This window comes from Pseudomonas sp. A25(2017), from assembly GCF_002001065.1.
GTDB classification, from domain to species: domain Bacteria; phylum Pseudomonadota; class Gammaproteobacteria; order Pseudomonadales; family Pseudomonadaceae; genus Aquipseudomonas; species Aquipseudomonas kilonensis.
The window spans coordinates 56,632-77,154 of sequence record NZ_MUOA01000121.1; the positions used below are offsets into that span (position 1 = coordinate 56,632).

Genomic DNA, 20,523 nt, shown 5'->3' on the forward strand with positions numbered 1-20,523 from the left:
ACAGGTCAGAATGATCTTTTGCATCGACGGGATATTCTGTAGCCTTGCCGGCTTCACGCTGTCCCGTGCCTGATTGATACCCACTTTCCCGGCGGTACCCGAGTGGTCCGGAGCCGGGTGTATACTCGACTTTCGCGCTAAACGCGCTTGCAGGTCTTGCGAACATGACGCAAATTTCCGAACGCCTTCTGGTCCAGGCCCACCTCGACGCCAAGCAGCCCAAGCCGCTGACCGCCGAGCAAGAGGCCTGGTACCGCGCCGCCATCGCCGCCGAGCTCAAGGCTCAGGACGCGGTGCTGGTCGCGCACTTCTACTGCGACCCGATCATCCAGGCCCTGGCCGAAGAGACCGGTGGTTGCGTGTCCGACTCCCTGGAAATGGCCCGCTTCGGCAATGCCCACCCGGCCAAGACCGTGGTGGTGGCGGGGGTCAAGTTCATGGGCGAGACCGCCAAGATCCTCAACCCCGAAAAACGTGTGCTGATGCCCACCCTGGAAGCCACCTGCTCCCTGGACCTGGGCTGCCCGGTGGACGAATTCTCGGCGTTCTGCGACCAGCATCCGGAGCGCACCGTGGTGGTGTATGCCAACACCTCGGCGGCAGTGAAGGCCCGGGCCGACTGGGTGGTGACGTCCAGTTGCGCGCTGGAAATCGTCGAGAGCCTGATGGACAACGGCGAGACGATCATCTGGGGCCCGGACAAGCACCTGGGCACTTACATCCAGCGCAAGACCGGCGCCGACATGCTGCTCTGGGACGGTGCCTGCATCGTCCACGAAGAGTTCAAGTCCAAGCAGTTGGAGGACATGAAGGCGCTGTACCCGGACGCCGCGATCCTGGTGCACCCGGAGTCGCCGACGTCGGTGATCGAACTGGCGGATGCCGTGGGCTCCACCAGCCAGTTGATCGCCGCGGCCCAGACCCTGCCGAACAAGACGCTGATCGTCGCCACCGACCGGGGCATTTTCTACAAGATGCAGCAGCTGTGCCCGGACAAGGTCTTCATCGAAGCCCCTACCGCCGGCAACGGCGCGGCGTGCCGCAGTTGCGCACACTGCCCATGGATGGCGATGAATACCCTGGAGCGCACGCTCAAGAGCTTGCAGGAGGGCGCCAACGAGATCTTCGTCGACCCGGCGCTGATCCCCCAGGCGATTCGCCCGCTCAAGCGCATGCTGGACTTCACCCAGGCGGCGCGGATGAAGCTGGCGGGCAATGCCTGATTGGAGGCGTGAGCTTGATCGTTCCCACGCTCTGCGTGGGAACGCCTCTGCGGACGCTCCGCGTTCGGCTTTTTGGGACGCAGAGCGTCCCGGGCTACATTCCCACGCAGAGCGTGGGAACGATCAAACCCACTGACGTGGTGTTCTTACTTGGTCTTCTTGGGAATCCGCACCAACTGCGTATCCGAGTAGATGTCATGCCAGCTGCGCTTGCGCTTGTCGAACAGCGCCCAGATGAAGCCCAGCCCCACCAGCAGCAGTGACGCAATCGATACCACGAACCGCAACAGCGCCTGCCACAGGCTGATGGCCGTGCCATCGGCGTTCTGTACGCGGATGCACCACACCTGCATGCCCAGGGTCTGGCCGTTGTGGGTCCAGAACTTGGCGAAGAAGCCGAACAGCACGAACAGCAGCACGGTGGACAGCAGCGGGTCACCGTCCAGTGCGCCAGCTTCGGTCAGGGCACGCATTTTTTCTTCGCCGATGATCGCCATCTGGATCATCTTGTAGGCGCCACTGGTGACGATCAGCAGCGCCGTGCACAGCAAGAAGTCATAGAACATCGCGGCCAGGCGACGGCCCAGGCCGGCGGGAGGAAAGTCGCCCTGGGGGGTGAGCAGGTGTTTCGGCATGACGGCCTCGGACGAAAAAAGAAGCCATTTTACGGATTTACGCCCATAAAAAAGCCCCTGATATCAATCAGGGGCTTTTTAGTGTGCGAAAGCCTTAGGCTTCTGCTTGAACCTCGTCAGCCTGCATGCCTTTCTGGCCTTGCACAGCAACGAAAGTGACTTTCTGGCCTTCTTTCAGGCTCTTGAAGCCGTTGCCCTGGATGGCGCGGAAATGCACGAACAGGTCCGGACCGCTTTCAGGCGTGATAAAACCAAAACCCTTCTCGTCGTTGAACCACTTGACGGTACCGCTCTGACGTTGAGACATTTTCTTATTTCCTTTGACGCTAAAATTGATGACAGCCTCTTTCGCATGAAAGAGTACTGGGGCTGGGTTGCAGGAAAGTAAGAGACGTCGAACGGGATGTAGCGAACTTCATAAGCTACTGCCCAGGTCACGATTCCAAGCGACCCATGCAAACACAGTGACCAAACTCTACGCCAACTACGAATGAAAAAACAACCCCCCGGGGAAGCCCCGTATTTGCTCAGCTTGCAAGCATTTACATACACCACCGGGCGGAGCTTATTCGATAGGCTAGTTCAATTGTTAGCGACCGTTATAAGCGTTGTTCAATGTCTAAAGATATGCACCTTTTTATGGCGGTTGCGTTACACATTAGTGCACGTATAACGCAATCGCGTTACTTATAGAAACAGTCAATCAACCGCGGTAGTAGCGCTGTGGGACGAATGGCATTTTGCTTACAAGTAAAGGCACCTTTTTCCCACGCACGATGGCCCAGACTGGCGTATCCAGTGCGACATAGGCGCTGTCCAGGTAACCCATCGCCAACGGACCGCCCAGGGTCGGGCCGAAACCGCCGCTGCACACCGTCCCGATAATCTCGCCCGCTTCGTTGACGATCTCTGCGCCTTCGCGCACCGGTGTGCGTTCCTGGGGCAGCAGGCCGACGCGTTTGCGCTTCACGCCGCCCTGTTGTTGGGCGAACACGCTTTCAGCGCCGGGGAAACCGCCAGCGCGGGCGCCGTCGGCACGACGTACTTTGGAAATCGCCCACAACAGGCTGGCTTCGATTGGCGTGGTCTCGGTGTTCATGTCGTGGCCGTAGAGGCACAGGCCGGCTTCCAGGCGCAGGGAGTCACGGGCACCGAGGCCGATGGCCGCGACTTCCGGCTCGGCCAGCAGGGCGCGGGCCAGTTTTTCCGCATCGGCGGCGGGTACCGAGATTTCGAAACCGTCTTCACCGGTGTAGCCCGAACGGCTGACAAAGCAGTCCATGCCCAACAGCGTGACGCGCTGGAACTGCATGAAGGTCATCTTCGCCACGTCCGGCGCCAGGCGTGCGAGCACGGTGACGGCGGCCGGGCCTTGCAGGGCGAGCAGGGCACGGGCTTCGAACAGTGGCTCGATGCTGCACTGCGCGCCAATGTGGGCCCGCAGGTGGGCCAGGTCCTGGTCCTTGCAGGCCGCGTTGACCACCAGGAACAGTTCGTCATTGCCCAGGTTGGCGACCATCAGGTCGTCGAGGATGCCGCCGTTCTCGTGGGTGAACATGGCGTAGCGCTGCATGCCCACCGGCAGGTCGATGATGTCCACCGGCACCAGGGTTTCCAGGGCCTTGGCGACGCCTGCGCCGGTCAGGCGGATCTGGCCCATGTGGGACACGTCGAACAGCCCGGCCTGATCACGGGTGTGCTGGTGTTCCTTCATCACGCCCAGAGGGTACTGCACCGGCATGTCGTAGCCGGCGAACGGCACCATGCGGGCGCCGAGTTCGAGGTGCAGCGCGTGCAGCGGGGTCTTCAGCAGTTGTTCGGTGGACATATCAGCTCCTGGAAAAAATGTAGAAGTGAGGCAAGCGCATCAGCATTCGATGATGTTGACCGCCAGACCGCCGCGGGCGGTCTCCTTGTATTTGCTTTTCATGTCGGCGCCGGTCTGGCGCATGGTGCGGATGACTTTGTCGAGGGAGACGAAGTGATGCCCGTCGCCGCGCATGGCCATGCGTACCGCGTTGATGGCCTTCACCGAACCCATGGCGTTGCGTTCGATGCATGGCACCTGCACCAGGCCGCCAATCGGGTCGCAGGTCAGGCCGAGGTTGTGTTCCATGCCGATCTCGGCAGCGTTTTCCACTTGCTGCACGCTGCCACCGAGCACTTCGCAGAGGGCGCCGGCGGCCATGGAACAGGCCACGCCCACTTCACCCTGGCAACCGACTTCGGCGCCGGAGATGGAGGCGTTTTCCTTGTACAGGATGCCGATGGCGGCGGCGGTCAGCAGGAACCGCACCACGCCATCCTCGCTGGCCCCGGGGATAAAGCGCATGTAGTAATGCAGCACGGCCGGGACGATACCCGCCGCCCCGTTGGTAGGTGCGGTGACGACGCGCCCGCCATAGGCGTTTTCTTCGTTGACCGCCAAGGCGTACAGGTTGACCCAGTCCAGCACCGACAGCGGGTCGCGCAGTGCTGCTTCGGGGTTCTTGCACAGTTGGCGGTGCAACGCCGCGGCCCGGCGCTTGACCTTCAGCCCGCCTGGCAGAATCCCTTCGTTGCGACAGCCCGCCGCCACGCAATCCTGCATCACCTGCCAGATTTTCAGCAGGCCGGCACGGGTCTCGGCTTCGGGGCGCCAGGCGCTTTCGTTGGTCAGCATCACCTGGCTGATGGACAGGCCATAGGTGCTGCAATGGCCCAGCAGGTCCTTGGCACTCTTGAACGGGAAGGTCAGGGGCGTGGCATCTTCGACGATGCGGTCGGCGCCAGCCGCGTCTTCATCGACGACAAAGCCGCCGCCGACCGAGTAGTACTCGCGGCTGCGCACTTGCAGTCCTGCGGCATCGAAGGCGCGGAAGATCATGCCGTTGGGGTGAAAGGCCAACGGCTTGCGGATCATCGCCAAGTGCAGCTTTTCATTGAATTCGATGGAGTGTTCGCCGAGCAGGTTCAGGCGACCGCTGCTGCGGATCGCTTGCAGGCGGGCGTCGACGGTTTCGGTGTCCACGGTGTCGGGATGCTCGCCTTCCAGGCCCAGCAGCACGGCCTTGTCGCTGCCGTGGCCCTTGCCGGTGGCGCCGAGCGAGCCGTAGAGCTCGACCTTGACGCTGGTGGTGCAATTGAGCAAGTCATCGCGACGCAGCCCTTCGGCAAAACGGGCAGCGGCACGCATCGGGCCGACGGTATGGGAGCTGGAAGGGCCGATACCGATCTTGAACAGGTCGAACACGCTTAACGACATGGTGTTTCTCCGGTTTCTTTTTATGAGGATCGACGATTTAAGGTCTGACATGGATCCTTGTGGGAGCGAGCCTGCTCGCGATAGCGGAGTGTCAGGCAACGTCTCTATTGGCTGTTACGCCGCTATCGCGAGCAGGCTCGCTCCCACAGGGGATTCGGAGGGCTGGAAGATCGCCCTCCGTTCAGGTCAAGCGTAGCTTTCGATCGACGGGCAGGCGCAGACCAGGTTGCGGTCGCCGAACACGTTGTCGACCCGGCCCACAGGCGGCCAGTATTTGCCTTCGATCAACGACGCTACCGGGTACACCGCCTGTTCGCGGCTGTAAGGGTGGGTCCACTCGCCGACGATTTCCGCCGCAGTGTGCGGGGCGTTCTTCAGCGGGTTGTCGTCCTTGTCCAGACTGCCGTTTTCCACCGCGCGAATTTCTTCGCGGATGCAGATCATGGCGTCGCAGAAACGGTCCAGTTCTTCCTTGGATTCGCTTTCGGTCGGCTCGATCATCAGCGTGCCGGCCACCGGGAACGACATGGTCGGCGCGTGGAAACCGAAGTCGATCAGGCGCTTGGCCACGTCATCGACGCTGATGCCGCTGCTGTCCTTGAGTGGACGCAGGTCGAGGATGCATTCGTGGGCCACCAGGCCGTTGCTGCCGGAGTAGAGCACTGGATAGTGCTCTTCCAGGCGACGGGCGATGTAGTTGGCGTTGAGGATCGCCAGTTGCGAAGCGCGCTTGAGACCGGCGCCGCCCATCATGCGGATGTACATCCAGGTGATCGGCAAGATGCTCGCGCTGCCGAACGGCGCCGCGCACACCGCGCCTTCCTTGCGTTCCATGTTGGCGTGGCCCGGCAGGAACGGTGCCAGGTGCGACTTGACGCCAATCGGGCCGACGCCCGGGCCGCCACCGCCGTGGGGAATGCAGAAGGTCTTGTGCAGGTTCAGGTGCGACACGTCGCCGCCGAACTTGCCTGGGGCGCAGAGGCCGACCATGGCGTTCATGTTGGCGCCGTCGATGTACACCTGGCCGCCGTTGTCATGAATGATGCCGCAGATTTCGCGGATGCCTTCTTCGAACACGCCGTGGGTGGACGGGTAGGTGATCATCAGCGCGGCGAGGTGTTCGCGGTGCTCGATGGCCTTGGCCCGCAGGTCTTCGATGTCGACGTTGCCGCGGGCATCGCAGGCGGTCACGACCACGCGCATGCCGGCCATGTTGGCGGTGGCCGGGTTGGTACCGTGGGCCGAGGACGGGATCAGGCAGATGTCGCGACGGTCTTCGCCACGGCTCTGGTGATAGGCGCGGATCGCCAGCAGGCCGGCGTATTCGCCCTGGGAACCGGCGTTGGGTTGCAGCGACACCGCGTCATAGCCGGTGGCGGCGCAGAGCATGGCTTCGAGCTCGTCGGTCAGTTGCTGGTAGCCAGCGCTCTGTTCGGCCGGGGCGAACGGGTGCAGGGCGCCGAACTCGGCCCAGGTCACCGGAATCATTTCGCTGGCGGCGTTGAGCTTCATGGTGCAGGAACCCAGCGGGATCATGGTGCGATCCAGGGCCAGGTCCTTGTCGGCGAGCTTGCGCAGGTAGCGCATCAGCTCGGTTTCGGAGTGGTAGCGGTTGAACACTGGGTGGCTGAGGATCGCCGATTGACGCACCAGCTCGGCCGGAATGCGGCTTTGCACGCTGGCGGCCAGTGCCGCGAAGTCCGGCAGCGCCTTGCCGTCGGCCAACACGTTCCACAGGGCTTCGACGTCAGTCTGGCTGGTGGTCTCGTCGAGGGACAGGCCCAGGCGTTCGGCGTCCACCACACGCAGGTTGATGCGCTGTGCGCGGGCCTTGTCGTGCAGGGCCGCGGTTTGCGCGTCGGTGCGCAGGGTCAGGGTGTCGAAGAAGTACTCTTGCTCGACGCTCAGGCCCAGCGCGCCCAGGCCCTTGGCGAGGATCGCGGTCAGGTGATGGATGCGATTGGCAATTTGCACCAGGCCCTTGGGACCGTGGTACACGGCGTACATGCTGGCGATGTTGGCCAGCAGCACCTGGGCGGTGCAGATGTTGCTCGTGGCTTTCTCGCGGCGGATGTGTTGCTCGCGGGTCTGCATCGCCAGGCGCAGGGCCGGCTTGCCGAAACGGTCCACGGAAACGCCGACCAGGCGGCCCGGCATGTCGCGCTTGAACGCATCCTTGGTGGAGAAATACGCCGCGTGCGGGCCACCGAAGCCCAGCGGCACACCGAAGCGCTGGGCGCTGCCGATGGCCACGTCGGCGCCGAATTCACCTGGCGGGGTCAACAGGGTCAGGGCCAGCAGATCAGCAGCCACGGCCACCAGGGCGTTGGCCGTGTGGAAGCGTTCGGTCAGTTCGCGGTAGTCGAACAGGTCACCGTTGCTGGCTGGGTACTGCAGCAGCGCGCCGAAGAAGCCGCTGACGTCGCTCAGTTCGCGCTCATCGCCCACCACCACGTCGATGCCCAGGGGCTCGGCACGGGTGCGCAGCACGTCGAGGGTTTGCGGGTGGCTGTGCACGGAGGCGAAGAACGCGTTGCTGCCTTTGTTCTTGCTCAGGCGCTTGCAGAAGGTCATGGCTTCGGCGGCGGCGGTGGCTTCGTCGAGCAAGGACGCGTTGGCGATCGGCAGGCCGGTAAGGTCGCTGATCAAGGTCTGGAAGTTCAGCAGCGCTTCGAGACGGCCCTGGGAAATTTCTGGCTGGTACGGGGTGTAGGCGGTGTACCAGGCCGGGTTTTCCAGCAGGTTGCGCAGGATCGGTGCCGGCGTATGGCAGTTGTAGTAGCCCTGGCCGATGTAGGTCTTGAACAGTTGGTTCTTGGCGGCGATGGCCTTGATCGAGGCCAGTGCGTCGGCTTCGCTCTGGCCGTCGCCCATGTCCAGCACGCTGGTGCCCTTGATGCTTTCCGGGATGACGCTGGCGCTCAGGGCTTGCAGGGAGTCGTAGCCCAGGCGCTCGAGCATGGCTTGCTCGTCGCTGGCACGCGGGCCGATGTGGCGGGCGATGAATTCGTTGGCGGTGCCGAGATTAACGGTCATATGGCGCTCCTCAGGCTTGGGCGTTGGCTTTGATCAGGCGATCGTAGGCGTCTTGATCCAACAGCTTAGCCACTGCGTCGACGTCGGTCGGTTTAAAGCGGAAGAACCAGCCTTCGCCCATCGGATCTTCGTTGACCAGTTCCGGGCTGCCGTCGAGTTTGTTGTTCACTTCGAGCACTTCACCGTCCAGGGGCATGTACACACCGCTGGCGGCCTTGACCGACTCCACGGTGGAGGCTTCGGCGCCTTTTTCATAGGCCTGCAGTTCAGGCAGTTGCACAAAAACCACGTCACCCAATGCGTTCTGCGCGAAAGCGGTAATGCCTACGGTGACGCTGCCGTCGGCTTCGGTGCGCAGCCATTCGTGATCTTCAGTGAAACGCAACTCGCTCATGGAAACTCCTGGGGCCAGAATCGTCTGGTGGACGCGAAGAAAGGCACGGGGCTTGGCCCGGCCGAATGCTAATACCCATAGCAAGAATGCGGCCAATGTTAATAAGTGCTTACATATCAATGGTTTGACTGGTTTTGTCGAAGCTTGGATCGACTTTGCTGTAGCGAAATCGCTACAGATGGGAGGCTGGAAAAAATCGTTGTGGGATCAAAGCCTTGCGCAGCGCTGCTTAGCGATGAGTGTAGCGATATCGTTCCGCTGTAGCGCTTTCAGTACAGGTGGAGGTCGTTTTTGACGCTACTTTCGAATGCAACACAAGAATCCCTGTGGGAGCGGGCTTGCTCGCGAAGACGGTGTGTCAGCTAATTGGATGTCGACTGGCACACCGCTTTCGCGAGCAAGCCCGCTCCCACATGGACCGAGTAAAACTAGGGCTTGTTGGAGATCCCGTACTTGCGCAACCGATGGGCAATCGCGGTGTGGGAAGTTTGCAGGCGGCTGGCGAGCTGGCGGGTGGAGGGGTAGTTGACGTAGAGGCTTTCGAGCAGGTGCTTCTCGAAGCTTTCCACGGCCTGTTCCAGGCTTTCGACTTCCACATCGCCCTGGCGCGCCACGGAGGTGCCGGCGATGTCCAGGTCGCCGATGTCCACCAGGCTGCTTTCGCAGATGGCCGCGGCGCGGAAGATCACGTTCTGCAATTGCCGCACATTGCCTGGCCAGCGGTTGCCCAGCAGGGCCGGGTAAGTGCCGGGGGCCAGGCGGCAGACCGGGCGCTGGATCTGCGCGCAGGCCTGCTGCATGAAATAACGCGCCAGCAGCAGGATGTCCTGGCCGCGTTCCCGCAGCGGCGGGACTTCGACATTGAGCACGTTCAGGCGATAGAACAGGTCTTCGCGGAACGAGCCCTCGCTGACCATTTTTTCCAGGTTGCGGTGGGTGGCGCTGAGGATCCGCACGTTGACCTTGATTTCCCGGTCGCCGCCCACTCGGCGGAAGCTGCCATCGTTCAGGAAGCGCAGCAGCTTGGCTTGCAGGTACGGCGACATCTCGCCGATTTCATCGAGGAATACCGTGCCCTGGTTCGCCAGCTCCATCAGTCCCGGCTTGCCGCCTCGTTGCGCTCCGGTGAAGGCGCCGGGGGCATAGCCGAACAGTTCGCTTTCCGCCAGGTTCTCCGGCAATGCTGCGCAGTTCAGGGCCAGGAACGGTGCGCCATGACGGGCGCTGATGGCATGACACGCCCGGGCCACCAGTTCCTTGCCGGTGCCGGTTTCGCCCTGGATCAGCAGCGGTGCATCCAGCGCCGCGACCCGCTGGGCCCGGGCCTTGAGGGTGCGGATCGCCGGGGATTCGCCCAGTAGCGCGTCGAAACCTTCGGCGTGATCGTGATGCAGTGCCGACAGGCGCTCGCCGATGCGGTTCGGCTGATACAGCGTCAGCAGCGCGCCGGCGTCGGTGATGGGCGTGGCGTCCAGCAGCAACGTCTGGCCGTTGACGGTGATTTCCCGCAGCGGCAAGCGGAAACCGTTCTCCAGCAAGGCGTCCAGCAAGGCCTCGTCACCGAACAGCTCGGCCACGCTTTCCCCGGCCGGTTCACGCCCGTACAGGGCAATCAGCGCCGGATTGGCCAGCAACACCTTGCCGGCGCTGTCCAGGGCCAGCACCGGGTCGGTCATGGCGGCGAGCAAGGCATCGAGCTGCAAGTGCCGACGCTGGCCCGGCAGGATGTCCACCACGGTGACCGCCTGCACGCCGCGCACGCTGAACAGCGCCTCGCGCAACTCGTCGAGCACTTGCGGACTGAGGGTCGGGGCGTCGATGTAGACGTTGGGCGGCACCATTTCCACCGCATCCAGATTGAGATTGCGCCCACCGAGCAAGGCCAGGACTTCCTGGGTGATGCCGACGCGGTCGATGAAACTGACGTGGATACGCATGGGGCGGTTTTGGGTTCTGGAGTGCGGAGGGTGGCCAGTATGCCTTGGGGCGGGCTGTTGGTGAAATCCTGGCGAAGAGACAAGGAATACACCGACCTCCACTGTGGGAGCGGGCTTGCTCGCGAAAGCGGTGTACCAGTCGACATTTGATTGGCTGGCACTCCGCCTTCGCGAGCAAGCCCGCTCCCACAGTGGCGGTCGGCGGTGAGGCGGCTATCGCTTATAGCCCCACATCCCACTCGGGCATCTCGGGAAACTTGAGCACCAAAAAATCCAGCAGGCTGCGCAGTGCCGACGGCATGTGTTTGCGTGAGGCATACACCGCGTACATGTTCATCCGGCGGGGTTCGGCGTGGGGCAGCAGGCGGATCAGTTCGCCGTTCTTGATGTGGGCGCCGGCCTGGTAGCTGGGCAGCATGGCCACGCCAGCGCCGGCTATCGTTGCTTGAAGCAATGTGCTGGCTTCGTTGGCGCTGATATTACCTTGCACCGGCACCGAGACCTGCTCGCCGTCCTGCTCGAAATGCCACAGGCTCTTGCCGACGTAGGAGTGGGTCAGGCAGTTGTGCCGGCTCAGGTCTTCCACGCGCAGCGGTGTCGAGTGCTCGCGCAGATACTGTGGCGAAGCGCAGATCACCGAGCGGCAGACCGTGAGGCGACGGGCAATCAGGTTCGGGTCCAGGTCGTTGCTCATGCGGATCGCCAGGTCGATGCGCTCATCCACCAGGTTCACGGTGCGGTCGAGCATTTGCAGGTCGACGCTCACCCCGGGGTAGCGCTTGACGTATTCGGCCATGGCGCTCGCCAGTTGGGCCTGGCCGAACGAGGTGCTGGCGCTGATGCGCAACATGCCCCGCGGCGCGTCGTCCGGGGTGCTGACGGCGGCTTGCATGTCGCCGGACAGCTCGAGCATCTGCCGGCAGCGCGGCAGGATCTCCGTGCCTGCGGCCGTCAGGCTCAGCTTGCGAGTGGTGCGGTGCATCAGCCGGGCACCGACCCAGTCCTCCAGCTCCGCCAAGTAGCGCGACACCACCGGCCGCGACAGGTCCAGATGCTCGGCCGCCGCCGACTGGCTGCCCAGGTCCACCACCGTGACGAACACCCGCATTGCTTGTAGACGATCCATGATTTGCCCGATTTCAGAAACAAACTATGTTCCAGCATCGCATTTTTTGTAACGAGTAAGGTAACTAAGCTCAATCCCCATTCCCCTGACGGGTTTTTGGACAACGGAGCACACCATGACCGGACTTATCCCACTCAAGCGCCTGCTGCTGGCAACCGCCGCCCTGGCCTTCACCGCCCAGACCTGGGCCGCCGACCTGACGCTGGACGTCTACAACCCCGGCGCGGCGGCGGTTTTCCCGGTGACTTCGGTTTTAGTCAGCGGTGAAAAAGAGGCAATCCTGGTGGACGCCCAGTTCGGCAAGACCCAGGCCGCCCAGGTGGTGGAAAAAATCCGCGCCAGCGGCAAGCGATTGACCACGATCTACATCAGCCACGGCGATCCAGACTACTATTTTGGTTTGGAAACCCTCACCGCCGCGTTCCCTGAGGCCAAGGTGCTGGCGTCCGCACCGACTGTCGAGCACATCAAGCACACCATGGACGGCAAGCTGAAATATTGGGGGCCGATCCTGAAGACCGATGCCCCGGCCAAAGCCATCGTGCCCCAGGTGCTCAAGGGCGACAGCCTGACCCTGGAAGGCCAGCGCTTGCAGATCGTCGGCCTCGATGGCCCGCAGCCGGACCGCAGTTTCGTGTGGATTCCGTCGATCAAGGCCGTGGTAGGCGGTGTGGTGGTGGCCGAGAACATTCATGTCTGGATGGCTGACACCCAGACGCCGCAATCCCACAAGGACTGGTTGGCGACCCTTGCCGGTATTGAAAAGCTGCAGCCGAACACCGTGATCCCGGGCCACTACCTGGGTGAAAGCGCCCGGTCCCTGGCCCCGGTGACATTCACCGCCGGCTATATCAAGGCCTTCGATGAAGAAACCGCCAAGGCCAAGGATTCCGCCGCGCTGATCGCCGCCATGAAGCAACGCTACCCGAACCTGGGTGAAGACAGTTCCCTGGAACTGAGTGCCAAGGTGGCGAAGGGCGAGATGAAGTGGTGAGACACAAATCTTGGGGGCGGTACTCCTTTGTGGCGAGGGGATTCATCCCCGCTGGGCTGCGAAGCGGCCCTAAAAAGGCTGAACGGGTTACATCAGGTTTATCACCAATGGCGCATTGGGACTGCTTCGCAGTCCAGCGGGGATAAATCCCCTCACCACAAGAGCATACATTTCGAACATCGCTAACCAATGGAGAACACCATGAGCAAAATCGCAATCATCGGCGCCACCGGTCGCGCCGGCAGCCAATTGCTGGAAGAAGCCCTGCGCCGTGGTCACAGCGTGACGGCCATTGCCCGCAACACCGCGAAAATCGGTGAAAGGGCCGGGGTGGTCAGCAAGCAACTGGATGTATTGGACAGCGAGGCATTGACGGCGGCGGTGACCGATCACGATGTGGTGATCAGCGCGGCCCACTTCGCCAGCGTGCCGGCCGACAAGCTCATCGCACCGGTGAAAGCCGCTGGGGTCAAGCGTTTGCTGGTGGTCGGCGGGGCCGGTTCGTTGCTGCTCCCGGACGGATCTCGTGTGATCGACAGCGATGGCTTCCCGGAGGAATACCTGGCCGAAGCCAGCGCCGGAGCATTGTTCCTCGATGTGCTGCGCCAGGAGCAAGACCTGGACTGGACCTTCCTTTCGCCTTCGGCAGAGTTCGTCGAAACCGAGCGCACGGAGCAGTTTCGCCTCGGCAAGAATCACCTGCTGTTCGACGATGCCGGGCGTAGCTGGATCAGCTTTGCCGACTACGCTATCGCGATGATCGATGAAGTGGAAACGCCGCAGTTTTCGCGCACGCGATTTACCGTCGGTTATTGATCACAGAGATCAGCCGTGAAGCCGTACCCAAGTGCTGACCAGCACCGTCGCCGCCATCAGCCAGGCGACGGCTGCCACGGCCAATGAGGCTTCGAGGCGCATGCGGTCGACCATCACGTACAGCGTTGCCAGATAGACGAAGTACGGAATGATCGACCACATCCCAAACACGATGGTGGTCTTCAGGTCGTCCACCGAGCGGCCCTTGCCGACGATGTAATGGGCGATCAGGGCGAAGGTCGGGAACAGCGGCACCAGCCCGGCGATGTAATAGTTTCTGGTCTTGGCCAGCATCGCCAGGATGACCACCACGGCTGCACCGAGCGCCGCCTTGAAAATCAGATCCACAGGTTTCCCGCCCAGTTAATGGCTCAGGCCATATTTTTTGACTTTGTCGAACAGCGTGGTCTTGGCCATGCCCAACTCCAGGCTGGCCTGGGTCAGGTTGCCACCGCTGCGTTGCAGGGCGTCCACCAGCAGGTTGCGCTCGAAGGCTTCGACGGCTTCGGCGAAGGCCAGGCCCTGGTTACCGCCGCTGGCACCGGCGCGCTTGAACGCCGGCAGGCCCAGGGCGTAACGCTCGGCGACGTTGCGCAGTTCGCGCACATTGCCCGGCCAGTCGTGGCTCATCAGGTTCGACAGGGTCTGGTTGTCCAGCTCCGGCACCGTGCGGTCGAAGCGCAGGGACGACTGCTGGAGAAAGTGCTTGAACAGTTGCAGGATGTCTTCGCGCCGCTCGCGCAGTGGCGGCAGTTCCAGGGTCACCACGTTGAGGCGGTAATACAAGTCGCTGCGGAACTGCCCGGTCCGGCCCATTTCGTCCAGGTCGGACTTGGTGGCGGCGATCACCCGGCAATCCACGGCCACGCTCTGGTTCGAACCCAGGCGCTCAAGGGTGCGTTCCTGCAACACGCGCAGCAACTTGATCTGCAAGGGCAGGGGCATGCTTTCCACTTCGTCGAGAAACAGCGTGCCACCGTCGGCGTGTTCGATCTTGCCGATCCGGCGTTTGCCGGCACCGGTAAAGGCATTGGCTTCGTGGCCGAAAATCTCGCTTTCGAACAGGTTCTCCGGCAGGCCGCCGCAGTTCAATGCGACGAACTGCTTGTCGTGGCGTCGGCTGAAGTCGTGCAGGCAACGGGCGACCAGTTCCTTGCCGGTGCCGGTTTCGCCTTCGATCAGCACGTTGGCCGAGGTGTCGGCGACGTTGGCGATCAGCGCGCGCAGGTGCTGCATGGCGGGCGAGCGGCCAATGATCCGGCCTTCCAGGGAATCGCGTTCGGCCAATTGCCGACGCAGCGATGACACTTCCCGGGCGAGGCTGCGCTGCTCCAGGGCACGGCGGGCGACGTCCACCAGGCGTTCAGGAGAGAAGGGTTTCTCCATGAAGTCATAGGCGCCTTTTTGCATGGCACCGACGGCCATGGAGATGTCGCCGTGGCCGGTGATCAGCACCACCGGCAGGCTGCGGTCCCGTGCCTTGAGGCGGGTCAGCAGCTCCAGGCCGTCGATGCCCGGCAGGCGAATGTCACTGATGACGATGCCGGCAAAGTTATCGTCGACACGCTCCAGGGCCTCTTCGGCGCTGCCCACGCCGATGCAGGGAATGTCTTCCAGGCTCAAGGCCTGCTGGCAGCCCAGCAGGACGTGGGGGTCGTCTTCGACGATCAGTACGCTCAGGTCGTGGTTCATAGCGGCTCGACAGGTGAAAGGCTTACCAACGGTAAACTGAGGACAAAGGTGGTTCCACTGCCCTCGACCGGGTGCTCGACGCCCAGGTATCCGCCCGTGGCGGCGGCCAGGCTGGCGGAAAGCGTCAGGCCCAGGCCCAGGCCTTGTTCGCCGGGTTTGGTGGTGAAGAAGGGTTCGAACAGATGCTTGCGTGCTTCTGGGTCAATACCGTGGCCGTTATCTCGCACACGCAGGCGATATTTGCCATCGCCGGCCTGGCCTTCGAGCCACAGTTGCGGTTCGGGTTGCGTCTGCATGGCGTCCAGGGCATTGCCGATCAGGTTCACCAGGATCTGCTCCAGGCGCGTCTGGTCAATTTGCACCTGGACGTCGTCGAAACTGGAATGAATCTGGATGTTCAAGCTTTCAAGACGAGCGCCCAGCAGTTGCAGCGCGGCCTCGATACCTTTGCCGAGGCTGGCCTGGCCCTGGTCGTCCCCACGCCGGGCAAAGGAGCGCAGGCTGGCGGTGATCCGGCCCATGCGGTCGATCAATTCGTTGATGGTCTTGAGGTTGGTGCTGGCGATGTCCAGTTGACCGCGTTCCAGGAAGCGCACGGTATTGCCGGACAAGGTGCGCAGCGCCGCCAGCGGTTGGTTGAGTTCATGGGCGATGCTGGTGGACATCTGGCCGATGGCCGCCAGTTTACCGGCCTGGACCAATTCGTCCTGGGCCCGGCGCAAGGTCTCTTCGGCCTGGCGCCGCTCGCGGATCTGGCCCTTGAGTCGTTCGTTGCTGGCGCGCAGGTCGGTGGTGCGTTCGGTAATCCGACGCTCGAGCTGGTTGTTGGCTTGCTGCAAGGCTTCCCGGGCCGCGAGACGGGTGGCGATGACCTTGCGTCGTTCGTTCCAGGCAATCAGCAGGAACGCCACCAGGGCGAAGGCCACGGCCACCAGGATGCCTTGGTTGATCGCCTGGCGACGCAGGTCTTCAAGTGGGGTCAGCAGGGTGAAATTCCACGGTGTATCGCTCAAGGGCCGGGTCTGCGACAAGTAGCTGATGGCGCGCTCGTCGGGCACCAGTTCGCTGTTGGCCGGGAACGTCAGTTTCTCCATGCCTTCGGCCAGGCGTTCCCGGGCCAGTGGCACCAGTTCATTGAGCGGGAACCAGTAGTACTGCAGGCTGCGGGCCAGGCGCTCCTTGGTGTCGTCGCTCAGGGGGCGAACCGACTTGAGCCGCCGCGCCGGGTCGCTGGACAGGATGATGATGCCGTTCTCATCACTGACAAACGCCTCCAGCCGCGCTCGTTGCCAGCGCTCTTCCAGGGCTTCGAGGCGCACCTTGACCACGGCCACGCCAATGATCTTGCCTTGTTGCTCCAAGCCATGGGCCAGGTAGTAGCCGGGTTCGCCGTTGGTGCTGCCGATGCCGTAGAAACGCCCCGGCTGGCCGCGCACGGCGTTCTGGAAATAGGCGCGGAAGGACAGGTCTTCGCCCAGGTAACTGTCGACATCGCGCCAGTTGCTGGTGGCCATCACCCGGCCGGTGGTGTCCATCACGTAGATGGCCCGGCTGCGGCTGCGGCGGTTCAGGCCTTCGAGGTATTCATTGACGGTCCTGCGGTGCTCGGGCGTCGGGTCGTCGAGCAGTTGCGAGACACTCGATTCAAGTTCCAGCAGGCTGGGCAGGTAGGTGTACTTGCTGATCTCGCTTTCGACCGCACGGGCGTGCAGCTCCAACTGGCGTTCGCCATTCTCGGCGAGGCCACGTACGCCATAGTGCTCGCTGATCCAGAAGCCGAGGTAACCCAGGCCGATCATCAGGGCGATGACCAGTGGCGGCAGGAACAGATGGCGGATCAGGCGGGGTTTCACGGCGAGTGATGGCGGCGCGGCGCGATAAAGGGTGGGGTCGCATTTCATCACAGAAGCCTTGGGTCAACCACAACACTTACTCAGAGTCACCACGGTCCCTTGTGGGAGCGAGCCTGCTCGCGATGGCGGACTTACATTCAACATTGATGTTGACTGTGATGGCCTCATCGCGAGCAGGCTCGCTCCCACAGGGGGTGTGGGGGCTTTCGCAAATGTGTTTTTAGTGCTGCAGGATTTTCTCAAGGAAATGCTGCGCGCGTTCGGAGCGGGCGCTGATGTCGCCGAAGAACTCTTCTTTCGGGCAGTCTTCGATGATCTGGCCCTGGTCCATGAAGATCACCCGGTTCGCCACTTTGCGGGCGAAGCCCATTTCGTGGGTCACGCACATCATGGTCATGCCTTCGTGGGCCAGTTGCACCATCACGTCGAGCACTTCGTTGACCATTTCCGGGTCAAGGGCCGAGGTCGGTTCGTCGAACAGCATCACCACCGGGTCCATCGCCAGTGCACGGGCAATCGCCACGCGCTGCTGCTGGCCGCCGGAGAGCTGGCCCGGGTGCTTGTGGGCGTGGGCCGAGAGACCCACGCGCTCAAGCAGTTGCAGGCCTTTCTTGGTGGCTTCTTCCTTGCTGCGGCCCAGCACCTTGATCTGCGCGATGGTCAGGTTCTCGGTGATGGTCAGGTGCGGGAACAGTTCGAAATGCTGGAACACCATGCCCACGCGCGAACGCAGCTTCGGCAGGTTGGTCTTCGGGTCGGCGATGGACGTACCATCGACCACGATGTCGCCTTTCTGGAACGGTTCCAGGGCGTTCACGCACTTGATCAGCGTGGATTTTCCCGAACCGGACGGCCCGCACACCACCACAACCTCACCCTTGCTGACCTCGGTGCTGCAATTGGTCAGTACCTGGAAGTCCCCATACCACTTGTTGATGTTCTTGATAGAGATCATACGGCGAACCTTTTTTGCAGACGCTTGACCAGCAGCGAGGCGGCAAAGCTGATTGTGAAGTACACGAGACCTGCGATGATCAGGAACTCATTGGAGCGGCCGATGATGTCGCCATTGGCCCGCGAAGCATTGAGGAAGTCCACCAGGCCGACCGTGTAGACCAACGAGGTGTCCTGAAACAGGATGATGCTTTGTTGCAGCAGCAGCGGGGTCATCTTGCGAAACGCCTGGGGCAGGATGATCAGGCGCATGACCTGGCCATAATTCATCCCCAGTGCCTGGGCGGCGCCCATCTGGCCCTTGGGAATCGCCTGTACGCCGGCCCGCACGATTTCGCAGAAGTACGCTGCCTCGAACATCATGAATGCCACGACGCAGGAGCCGAACGCGCCGATCGGCGTGTCTTCGCCGGTGATCCAGCGCAGCACGAACGGCACCGCCAGGTAGAACCAGGTGATGACCAGCAGCAGCGGAATCGAGCGGAAATAGTTGACGTAGGCGCCAGCGATATTGGAGACCAGCTTGTTGTGGGACAGGCGCATCAGCGCCAGGATGGTCCCCAGGATGATCCCGCCGACCACGCCAAGGGCCATCAGTTGGAGGGTCATCAGCATACCGTTCCACAAGCCGGGAATGGCCGGGATGACGCCAGTGAAGTCGAATTCCATTATTTACCCCCCACGGAGATCAGGCCGGGCACCGCGACTTTCTTCTCGACCATGCGCATGAGCAGCATCAGGCTCATGTTCAAGGTGAAATAGATCAGCGTCGCCAGGGTAAAGGCTTCGAACAGGTTGGCGGAGAACTCGGCGGTCTGCTTGGTCTGCGCGAGCAGTTCCATCAGGCCGATCAGCGAGGCCACGGAAGAGTTCTTGAAGACGTTGAGGAATTCCGAAGTAAGCGGCGGAATGATGATCCGGTAGGCCTGGGGCAGCAGCACGTTCCAGTAGATCTGCGGCAGCTTGAAGCCCATGGCGCGCGCGGCGGATTCCTGGCCACGCGGCAGCGCCTGGATGCCGGTACGCACCTGTTCGCAGACCCGGGCGGCGGTGAACAGGCCCAGGCACACCACGACGCTCAGGTAGGCCGAGGTGGTCGGGTTCAGGTCCTGCTTGTACCACTCCTGCATATCGGCGGGCAGCAGGTCCGGGACCAGGAAGTACCAGATGAACAGCTGAACCAGCAGCGGCACGTTACGGAAAAGCTCCACGTAGCACGTGGCGATACCCGACACCAGCCGGTTCGGCACGGTACGCATCACACCCAGGATCGAGCCCAGCAGCAGGGCAATGATCCAGGCGACGACGGCGATGGCGATGGTCCAGCCCAGGCCGGCCACGTACCAGTCGAGATAAGTCTCGCTGCCCACGCCGGTGGACTTGAAGAACACGCCCCAGTCCCAGTTGTAATTCATTAGGGTCTCCCCTCAGATCGTTCGATGTACAAATGCCTGCCTGGGGAAACTCCGTTCCCGCCCGGCTTGGAGGCCAGGCACACGCGATCGGCTCGACAGCCACCGGTTCGAGTGTTTCCAGAGTTGCCAGCAGGGAGTGACCATCCCCTGAAAGGGCCGGGCCCCTTCAGGAGATAAGGTTAGTCAGAAATCAGGATTTCTTGTCGTCAGCCGCTTTATCGGTCGGCTTGGCGATCAGTGCCTTGAGTTCTTCGCTCATCGGGAAGTTCAGGTTCAGGCCTTTTGGCGGAATAGGCTGCATGAACCATTTTTCGTAGATCTTGTTGATCTCGCCCGAAGCGTAGGTGGCCTTGATGGCGTCATCGACAGCCTTTTTGAACGGCTCGTCGCCTTTGCGCATCATGCAGCCGTAGATTTCGTAGGACTGTGGGGTACCGGTCACGGCCCAGTCATCGGCTTTCTTGGCCTTGGCGGCTTCGCCGGCCAGCAGGGCGTCGTCCATCATGAACGCAACGGCACGACCCGATTCCAGCATCTGGAAGGATTCGCCGTGGTCCTTGGCGGAGATGACGTTCATGCCCATCTGCTTGTCGGCGTTCATCGCCTTGAGGATGCGCTCGGACGTAGTGCCGGCGGTGGTCACGACGTTCTTGCCCTTGAGGTCGTCGAAATCCTTGTACTTGGAATCTTTCTTGGACAGCAGCTTGGTGCCGATCTCGAAGATGCCAACGGAGAAGTCAACCTGCTGCTGACGCTCGACGTTGTTGGTGGTGGAGCCGCACTCCAGGTCCACGGTGCCGTTCTGCACCAGCGGGATACGGGTTTGCGAGGTGACCAGGTTGTATTTGACCTGCAGGTTGGGCAAGTCCAGGTCTTTTTTCAGTGCTTCGACGACTTTCATCTGGATATCGTGGGAGTAGCCGACCGGCTTGCCGGAAGCGTCCGCGATGTAGGAAAACGGAATGGAAGCATCGCGATGGCCCAGCGTGACAACGCCGGACTCTTTGATCTTTTTCAATGTGCCGGTCAGTTCGGCTGCGAAAACCGGAGTGCTGATCAGAGCGGCAGCAATGGCTGCGCCCAGGAGATGGGGAACGATACGCATCGATGTTTCCTCGACATTGTTTTTTTTATTTCGACCGGTTTGTCGGCCCTGAGTACTTCGAAGTGCCTGGCAGCTCCTGGTGTGTTGGCTTACAGGCAT

General features: G+C 62.1%; 18 protein-coding genes. 3 read left to right on the top strand and 15 right to left on the bottom strand.

Features of this window, described 5'->3' with window-relative positions:
• Window positions 1–164 precede the first annotated feature (164 nt).
• The gene (gene nadA, locus B0E42_RS27565) at window positions 165–1,223 is read left to right on the top strand and encodes a quinolinate synthase NadA (protein ID WP_003205010.1); all 1,059 of its coding nucleotides are present in this window, start codon (window positions 165–167) and stop codon (window positions 1,221–1,223) included.
• A gap of 146 nt (window positions 1,224–1,369) precedes the next feature.
• On the opposite strand, the gene B0E42_RS27570 is transcribed toward nadA, so the two are convergent.
• The 8 genes from B0E42_RS27570 to B0E42_RS27610 form a co-directional block, all read right to left on the bottom strand.
• The gene (locus B0E42_RS27570) at window positions 1,370–1,858 is read right to left on the bottom strand and encodes an RDD family protein (RefSeq protein ID WP_014339905.1); all 489 of its coding nucleotides are present in this window, start codon (window positions 1,856–1,858) and stop codon (window positions 1,370–1,372) included.
• Window positions 1,859–1,952: 94 nt separating this feature from the next.
• The gene (locus B0E42_RS27575) at window positions 1,953–2,165 is read right to left on the bottom strand and encodes a cold-shock protein (protein WP_003175786.1); all 213 of its coding nucleotides are present in this window, start codon (window positions 2,163–2,165) and stop codon (window positions 1,953–1,955) included.
• Window positions 2,166–2,561: 396 nt separating this feature from the next.
• Window positions 2,562–3,686, bottom strand: coding sequence for a glycine cleavage system aminomethyltransferase GcvT (gene gcvT / locus B0E42_RS27580; RefSeq protein ID WP_077508544.1), 1,125 nt, complete (start codon window positions 3,684–3,686; stop codon window positions 2,562–2,564).
• A 39-nt stretch (window positions 3,687–3,725) separates the two neighbouring features.
• Window positions 3,726–5,102 carry an L-serine ammonia-lyase gene (locus B0E42_RS27585; protein WP_018614215.1) on the bottom strand — a complete coding sequence of 459 codons (1,377 nt, stop codon included), beginning with the start codon at window positions 5,100–5,102 and terminating at the stop codon, window positions 3,726–3,728.
• A 186-nt stretch (window positions 5,103–5,288) separates the two neighbouring features.
• A complete protein-coding gene (gene gcvP / locus B0E42_RS27595) occupies window positions 5,289–8,138 on the bottom strand; it encodes an aminomethyl-transferring glycine dehydrogenase (RefSeq protein WP_077508548.1) in 2,850 nt (949 codons plus the stop codon).
• A gap of 10 nt (window positions 8,139–8,148) precedes the next feature.
• Window positions 8,149–8,532 carry a glycine cleavage system protein GcvH gene (gene gcvH / locus B0E42_RS27600; RefSeq protein ID WP_077508550.1) on the bottom strand — a complete coding sequence of 128 codons (384 nt, stop codon included), beginning with the start codon at window positions 8,530–8,532 and terminating at the stop codon, window positions 8,149–8,151.
• 428 nt (window positions 8,533–8,960) lie between these two features.
• Window positions 8,961–10,469 (bottom strand): sigma-54-dependent transcriptional regulator, encoded by a 1,509-nt coding sequence (locus B0E42_RS27605; RefSeq protein ID WP_046062616.1) that lies wholly within the window; start codon window positions 10,467–10,469, stop codon window positions 8,961–8,963.
• A gap of 220 nt (window positions 10,470–10,689) precedes the next feature.
• Window positions 10,690–11,595 (bottom strand): LysR family transcriptional regulator, encoded by a 906-nt coding sequence (locus B0E42_RS27610; protein ID WP_018614206.1) that lies wholly within the window; start codon window positions 11,593–11,595, stop codon window positions 10,690–10,692.
• Window positions 11,596–11,710: 115 nt separating this feature from the next.
• On the opposite strand from B0E42_RS27610, the gene B0E42_RS27615 reads away from it, so the two are divergent.
• Both B0E42_RS27615 and B0E42_RS27620 read left to right on the top strand, forming a co-directional pair.
• Complete coding sequence (locus B0E42_RS27615; RefSeq protein ID WP_077508552.1) at window positions 11,711–12,589, top strand: MBL fold metallo-hydrolase; 879 nt, start codon at window positions 11,711–11,713, stop codon at window positions 12,587–12,589.
• Between the two features lie 201 nt (window positions 12,590–12,790).
• On the top strand, window positions 12,791–13,405 hold the full coding sequence (locus B0E42_RS27620) for an NAD(P)-dependent oxidoreductase (RefSeq protein ID WP_053181297.1): 615 nt from the start codon (window positions 12,791–12,793) through the stop codon (window positions 13,403–13,405).
• Window positions 13,406–13,414: 9 nt separating this feature from the next.
• Here B0E42_RS27620 and B0E42_RS27625 read toward each other — a convergent pair whose 3' ends face one another.
• The 7 genes from B0E42_RS27625 to B0E42_RS27655 all read right to left on the bottom strand — a co-directional run bounded on the left by B0E42_RS27625 (window position 13,415) and on the right by B0E42_RS27655 (window position 20,424).
• Window positions 13,415–13,744 (bottom strand): GlpM family protein, encoded by a 330-nt coding sequence (locus tag B0E42_RS27625; protein ID WP_168188548.1) that lies wholly within the window; start codon window positions 13,742–13,744, stop codon window positions 13,415–13,417.
• A 24-nt stretch (window positions 13,745–13,768) separates the two neighbouring features.
• Window positions 13,769–15,097 carry a sigma-54 dependent transcriptional regulator gene (locus B0E42_RS27630; protein ID WP_018614199.1) on the bottom strand — a complete coding sequence of 443 codons (1,329 nt, stop codon included), beginning with the start codon at window positions 15,095–15,097 and terminating at the stop codon, window positions 13,769–13,771.
• A complete protein-coding gene (locus B0E42_RS27635) occupies window positions 15,094–16,998 on the bottom strand; it encodes a sensor histidine kinase (protein ID WP_018614197.1) in 1,905 nt (634 codons plus the stop codon). Before B0E42_RS27635 ends, B0E42_RS27630 begins: the two co-directional genes overlap by 4 nt.
• A 172-nt stretch (window positions 16,999–17,170) precedes the next feature.
• On the bottom strand, window positions 17,171–17,905 hold the full coding sequence (locus B0E42_RS27640) for an amino acid ABC transporter ATP-binding protein (protein WP_018614195.1): 735 nt from the start codon (window positions 17,903–17,905) through the stop codon (window positions 17,171–17,173).
• Window positions 17,902–18,573, bottom strand: coding sequence for an amino acid ABC transporter permease (locus B0E42_RS27645; RefSeq protein WP_018614193.1), 672 nt, complete (start codon window positions 18,571–18,573; stop codon window positions 17,902–17,904). The genes B0E42_RS27640 and B0E42_RS27645 overlap by 4 nt, the downstream gene beginning before the upstream one ends.
• Window positions 18,573–19,319, bottom strand: coding sequence for an amino acid ABC transporter permease (locus B0E42_RS27650; RefSeq protein WP_018614191.1), 747 nt, complete (start codon window positions 19,317–19,319; stop codon window positions 18,573–18,575). Before B0E42_RS27650 ends, B0E42_RS27645 begins: the two co-directional genes overlap by 1 nt.
• Window positions 19,320–19,509: 190 nt before the next feature.
• Window positions 19,510–20,424: a glutamate/aspartate ABC transporter substrate-binding protein gene (locus B0E42_RS27655; RefSeq protein WP_018614189.1), complete on the bottom strand. Its 915-nt coding sequence runs from the start codon at window positions 20,422–20,424 to the stop codon at window positions 19,510–19,512.
• Between the last annotated feature and the right edge of the window lie 99 nt (window positions 20,425–20,523).

Bases quoted from the DNA above. Each gene is read 5' to 3' on its own strand.
- B0E42_RS27585 (WP_018614215.1), bottom strand. From the start codon at position 5,102: ATGTCGTTAAGCGTGTTCGACCTGTTCAAGATCGGTATCGGCCCTTCC.
- B0E42_RS27650 (WP_018614191.1), bottom strand. From the start codon at position 19,319: ATGAATTACAACTGGGACTGGGGCGTGTTCTTCAAGTCCACCGGCGTG.
- gcvT (WP_077508544.1), bottom strand. From the start codon at position 3,686: ATGTCCACCGAACAACTGCTGAAGACCCCGCTGCACGCGCTGCACCTC.
- B0E42_RS27575 (WP_003175786.1), bottom strand. From the start codon at position 2,165: ATGTCTCAACGTCAGAGCGGTACCGTCAAGTGGTTCAACGACGAGAAG.
- nadA (WP_003205010.1), top strand. From the start codon at position 165: ATGACGCAAATTTCCGAACGCCTTCTGGTCCAGGCCCACCTCGACGCC.
- gcvH (WP_077508550.1), bottom strand. From the start codon at position 8,532: ATGAGCGAGTTGCGTTTCACTGAAGATCACGAATGGCTGCGCACCGAA.
- B0E42_RS27635 (WP_018614197.1), bottom strand. From the start codon at position 16,998: ATGAAATGCGACCCCACCCTTTATCGCGCCGCGCCGCCATCACTCGCC.
- B0E42_RS27615 (WP_077508552.1), top strand. From the start codon at position 11,711: ATGACCGGACTTATCCCACTCAAGCGCCTGCTGCTGGCAACCGCCGCC.
- B0E42_RS27570 (WP_014339905.1), bottom strand. From the start codon at position 1,858: ATGCCGAAACACCTGCTCACCCCCCAGGGCGACTTTCCTCCCGCCGGC.
- B0E42_RS27605 (WP_046062616.1), bottom strand. From the start codon at position 10,469: ATGCGTATCCACGTCAGTTTCATCGACCGCGTCGGCATCACCCAGGAA.
- B0E42_RS27630 (WP_018614199.1), bottom strand. From the start codon at position 15,097: ATGAACCACGACCTGAGCGTACTGATCGTCGAAGACGACCCCCACGTC.
- B0E42_RS27645 (WP_018614193.1), bottom strand. From the start codon at position 18,573: ATGGAATTCGACTTCACTGGCGTCATCCCGGCCATTCCCGGCTTGTGG.
- B0E42_RS27620 (WP_053181297.1), top strand. From the start codon at position 12,791: ATGAGCAAAATCGCAATCATCGGCGCCACCGGTCGCGCCGGCAGCCAA.
- gcvP (WP_077508548.1), bottom strand. From the start codon at position 8,138: ATGACCGTTAATCTCGGCACCGCCAACGAATTCATCGCCCGCCACATC.
- B0E42_RS27640 (WP_018614195.1), bottom strand. From the start codon at position 17,905: ATGATCTCTATCAAGAACATCAACAAGTGGTATGGGGACTTCCAGGTA.
- B0E42_RS27655 (WP_018614189.1), bottom strand. From the start codon at position 20,424: ATGCGTATCGTTCCCCATCTCCTGGGCGCAGCCATTGCTGCCGCTCTG.
- B0E42_RS27610 (WP_018614206.1), bottom strand. From the start codon at position 11,595: ATGGATCGTCTACAAGCAATGCGGGTGTTCGTCACGGTGGTGGACCTG.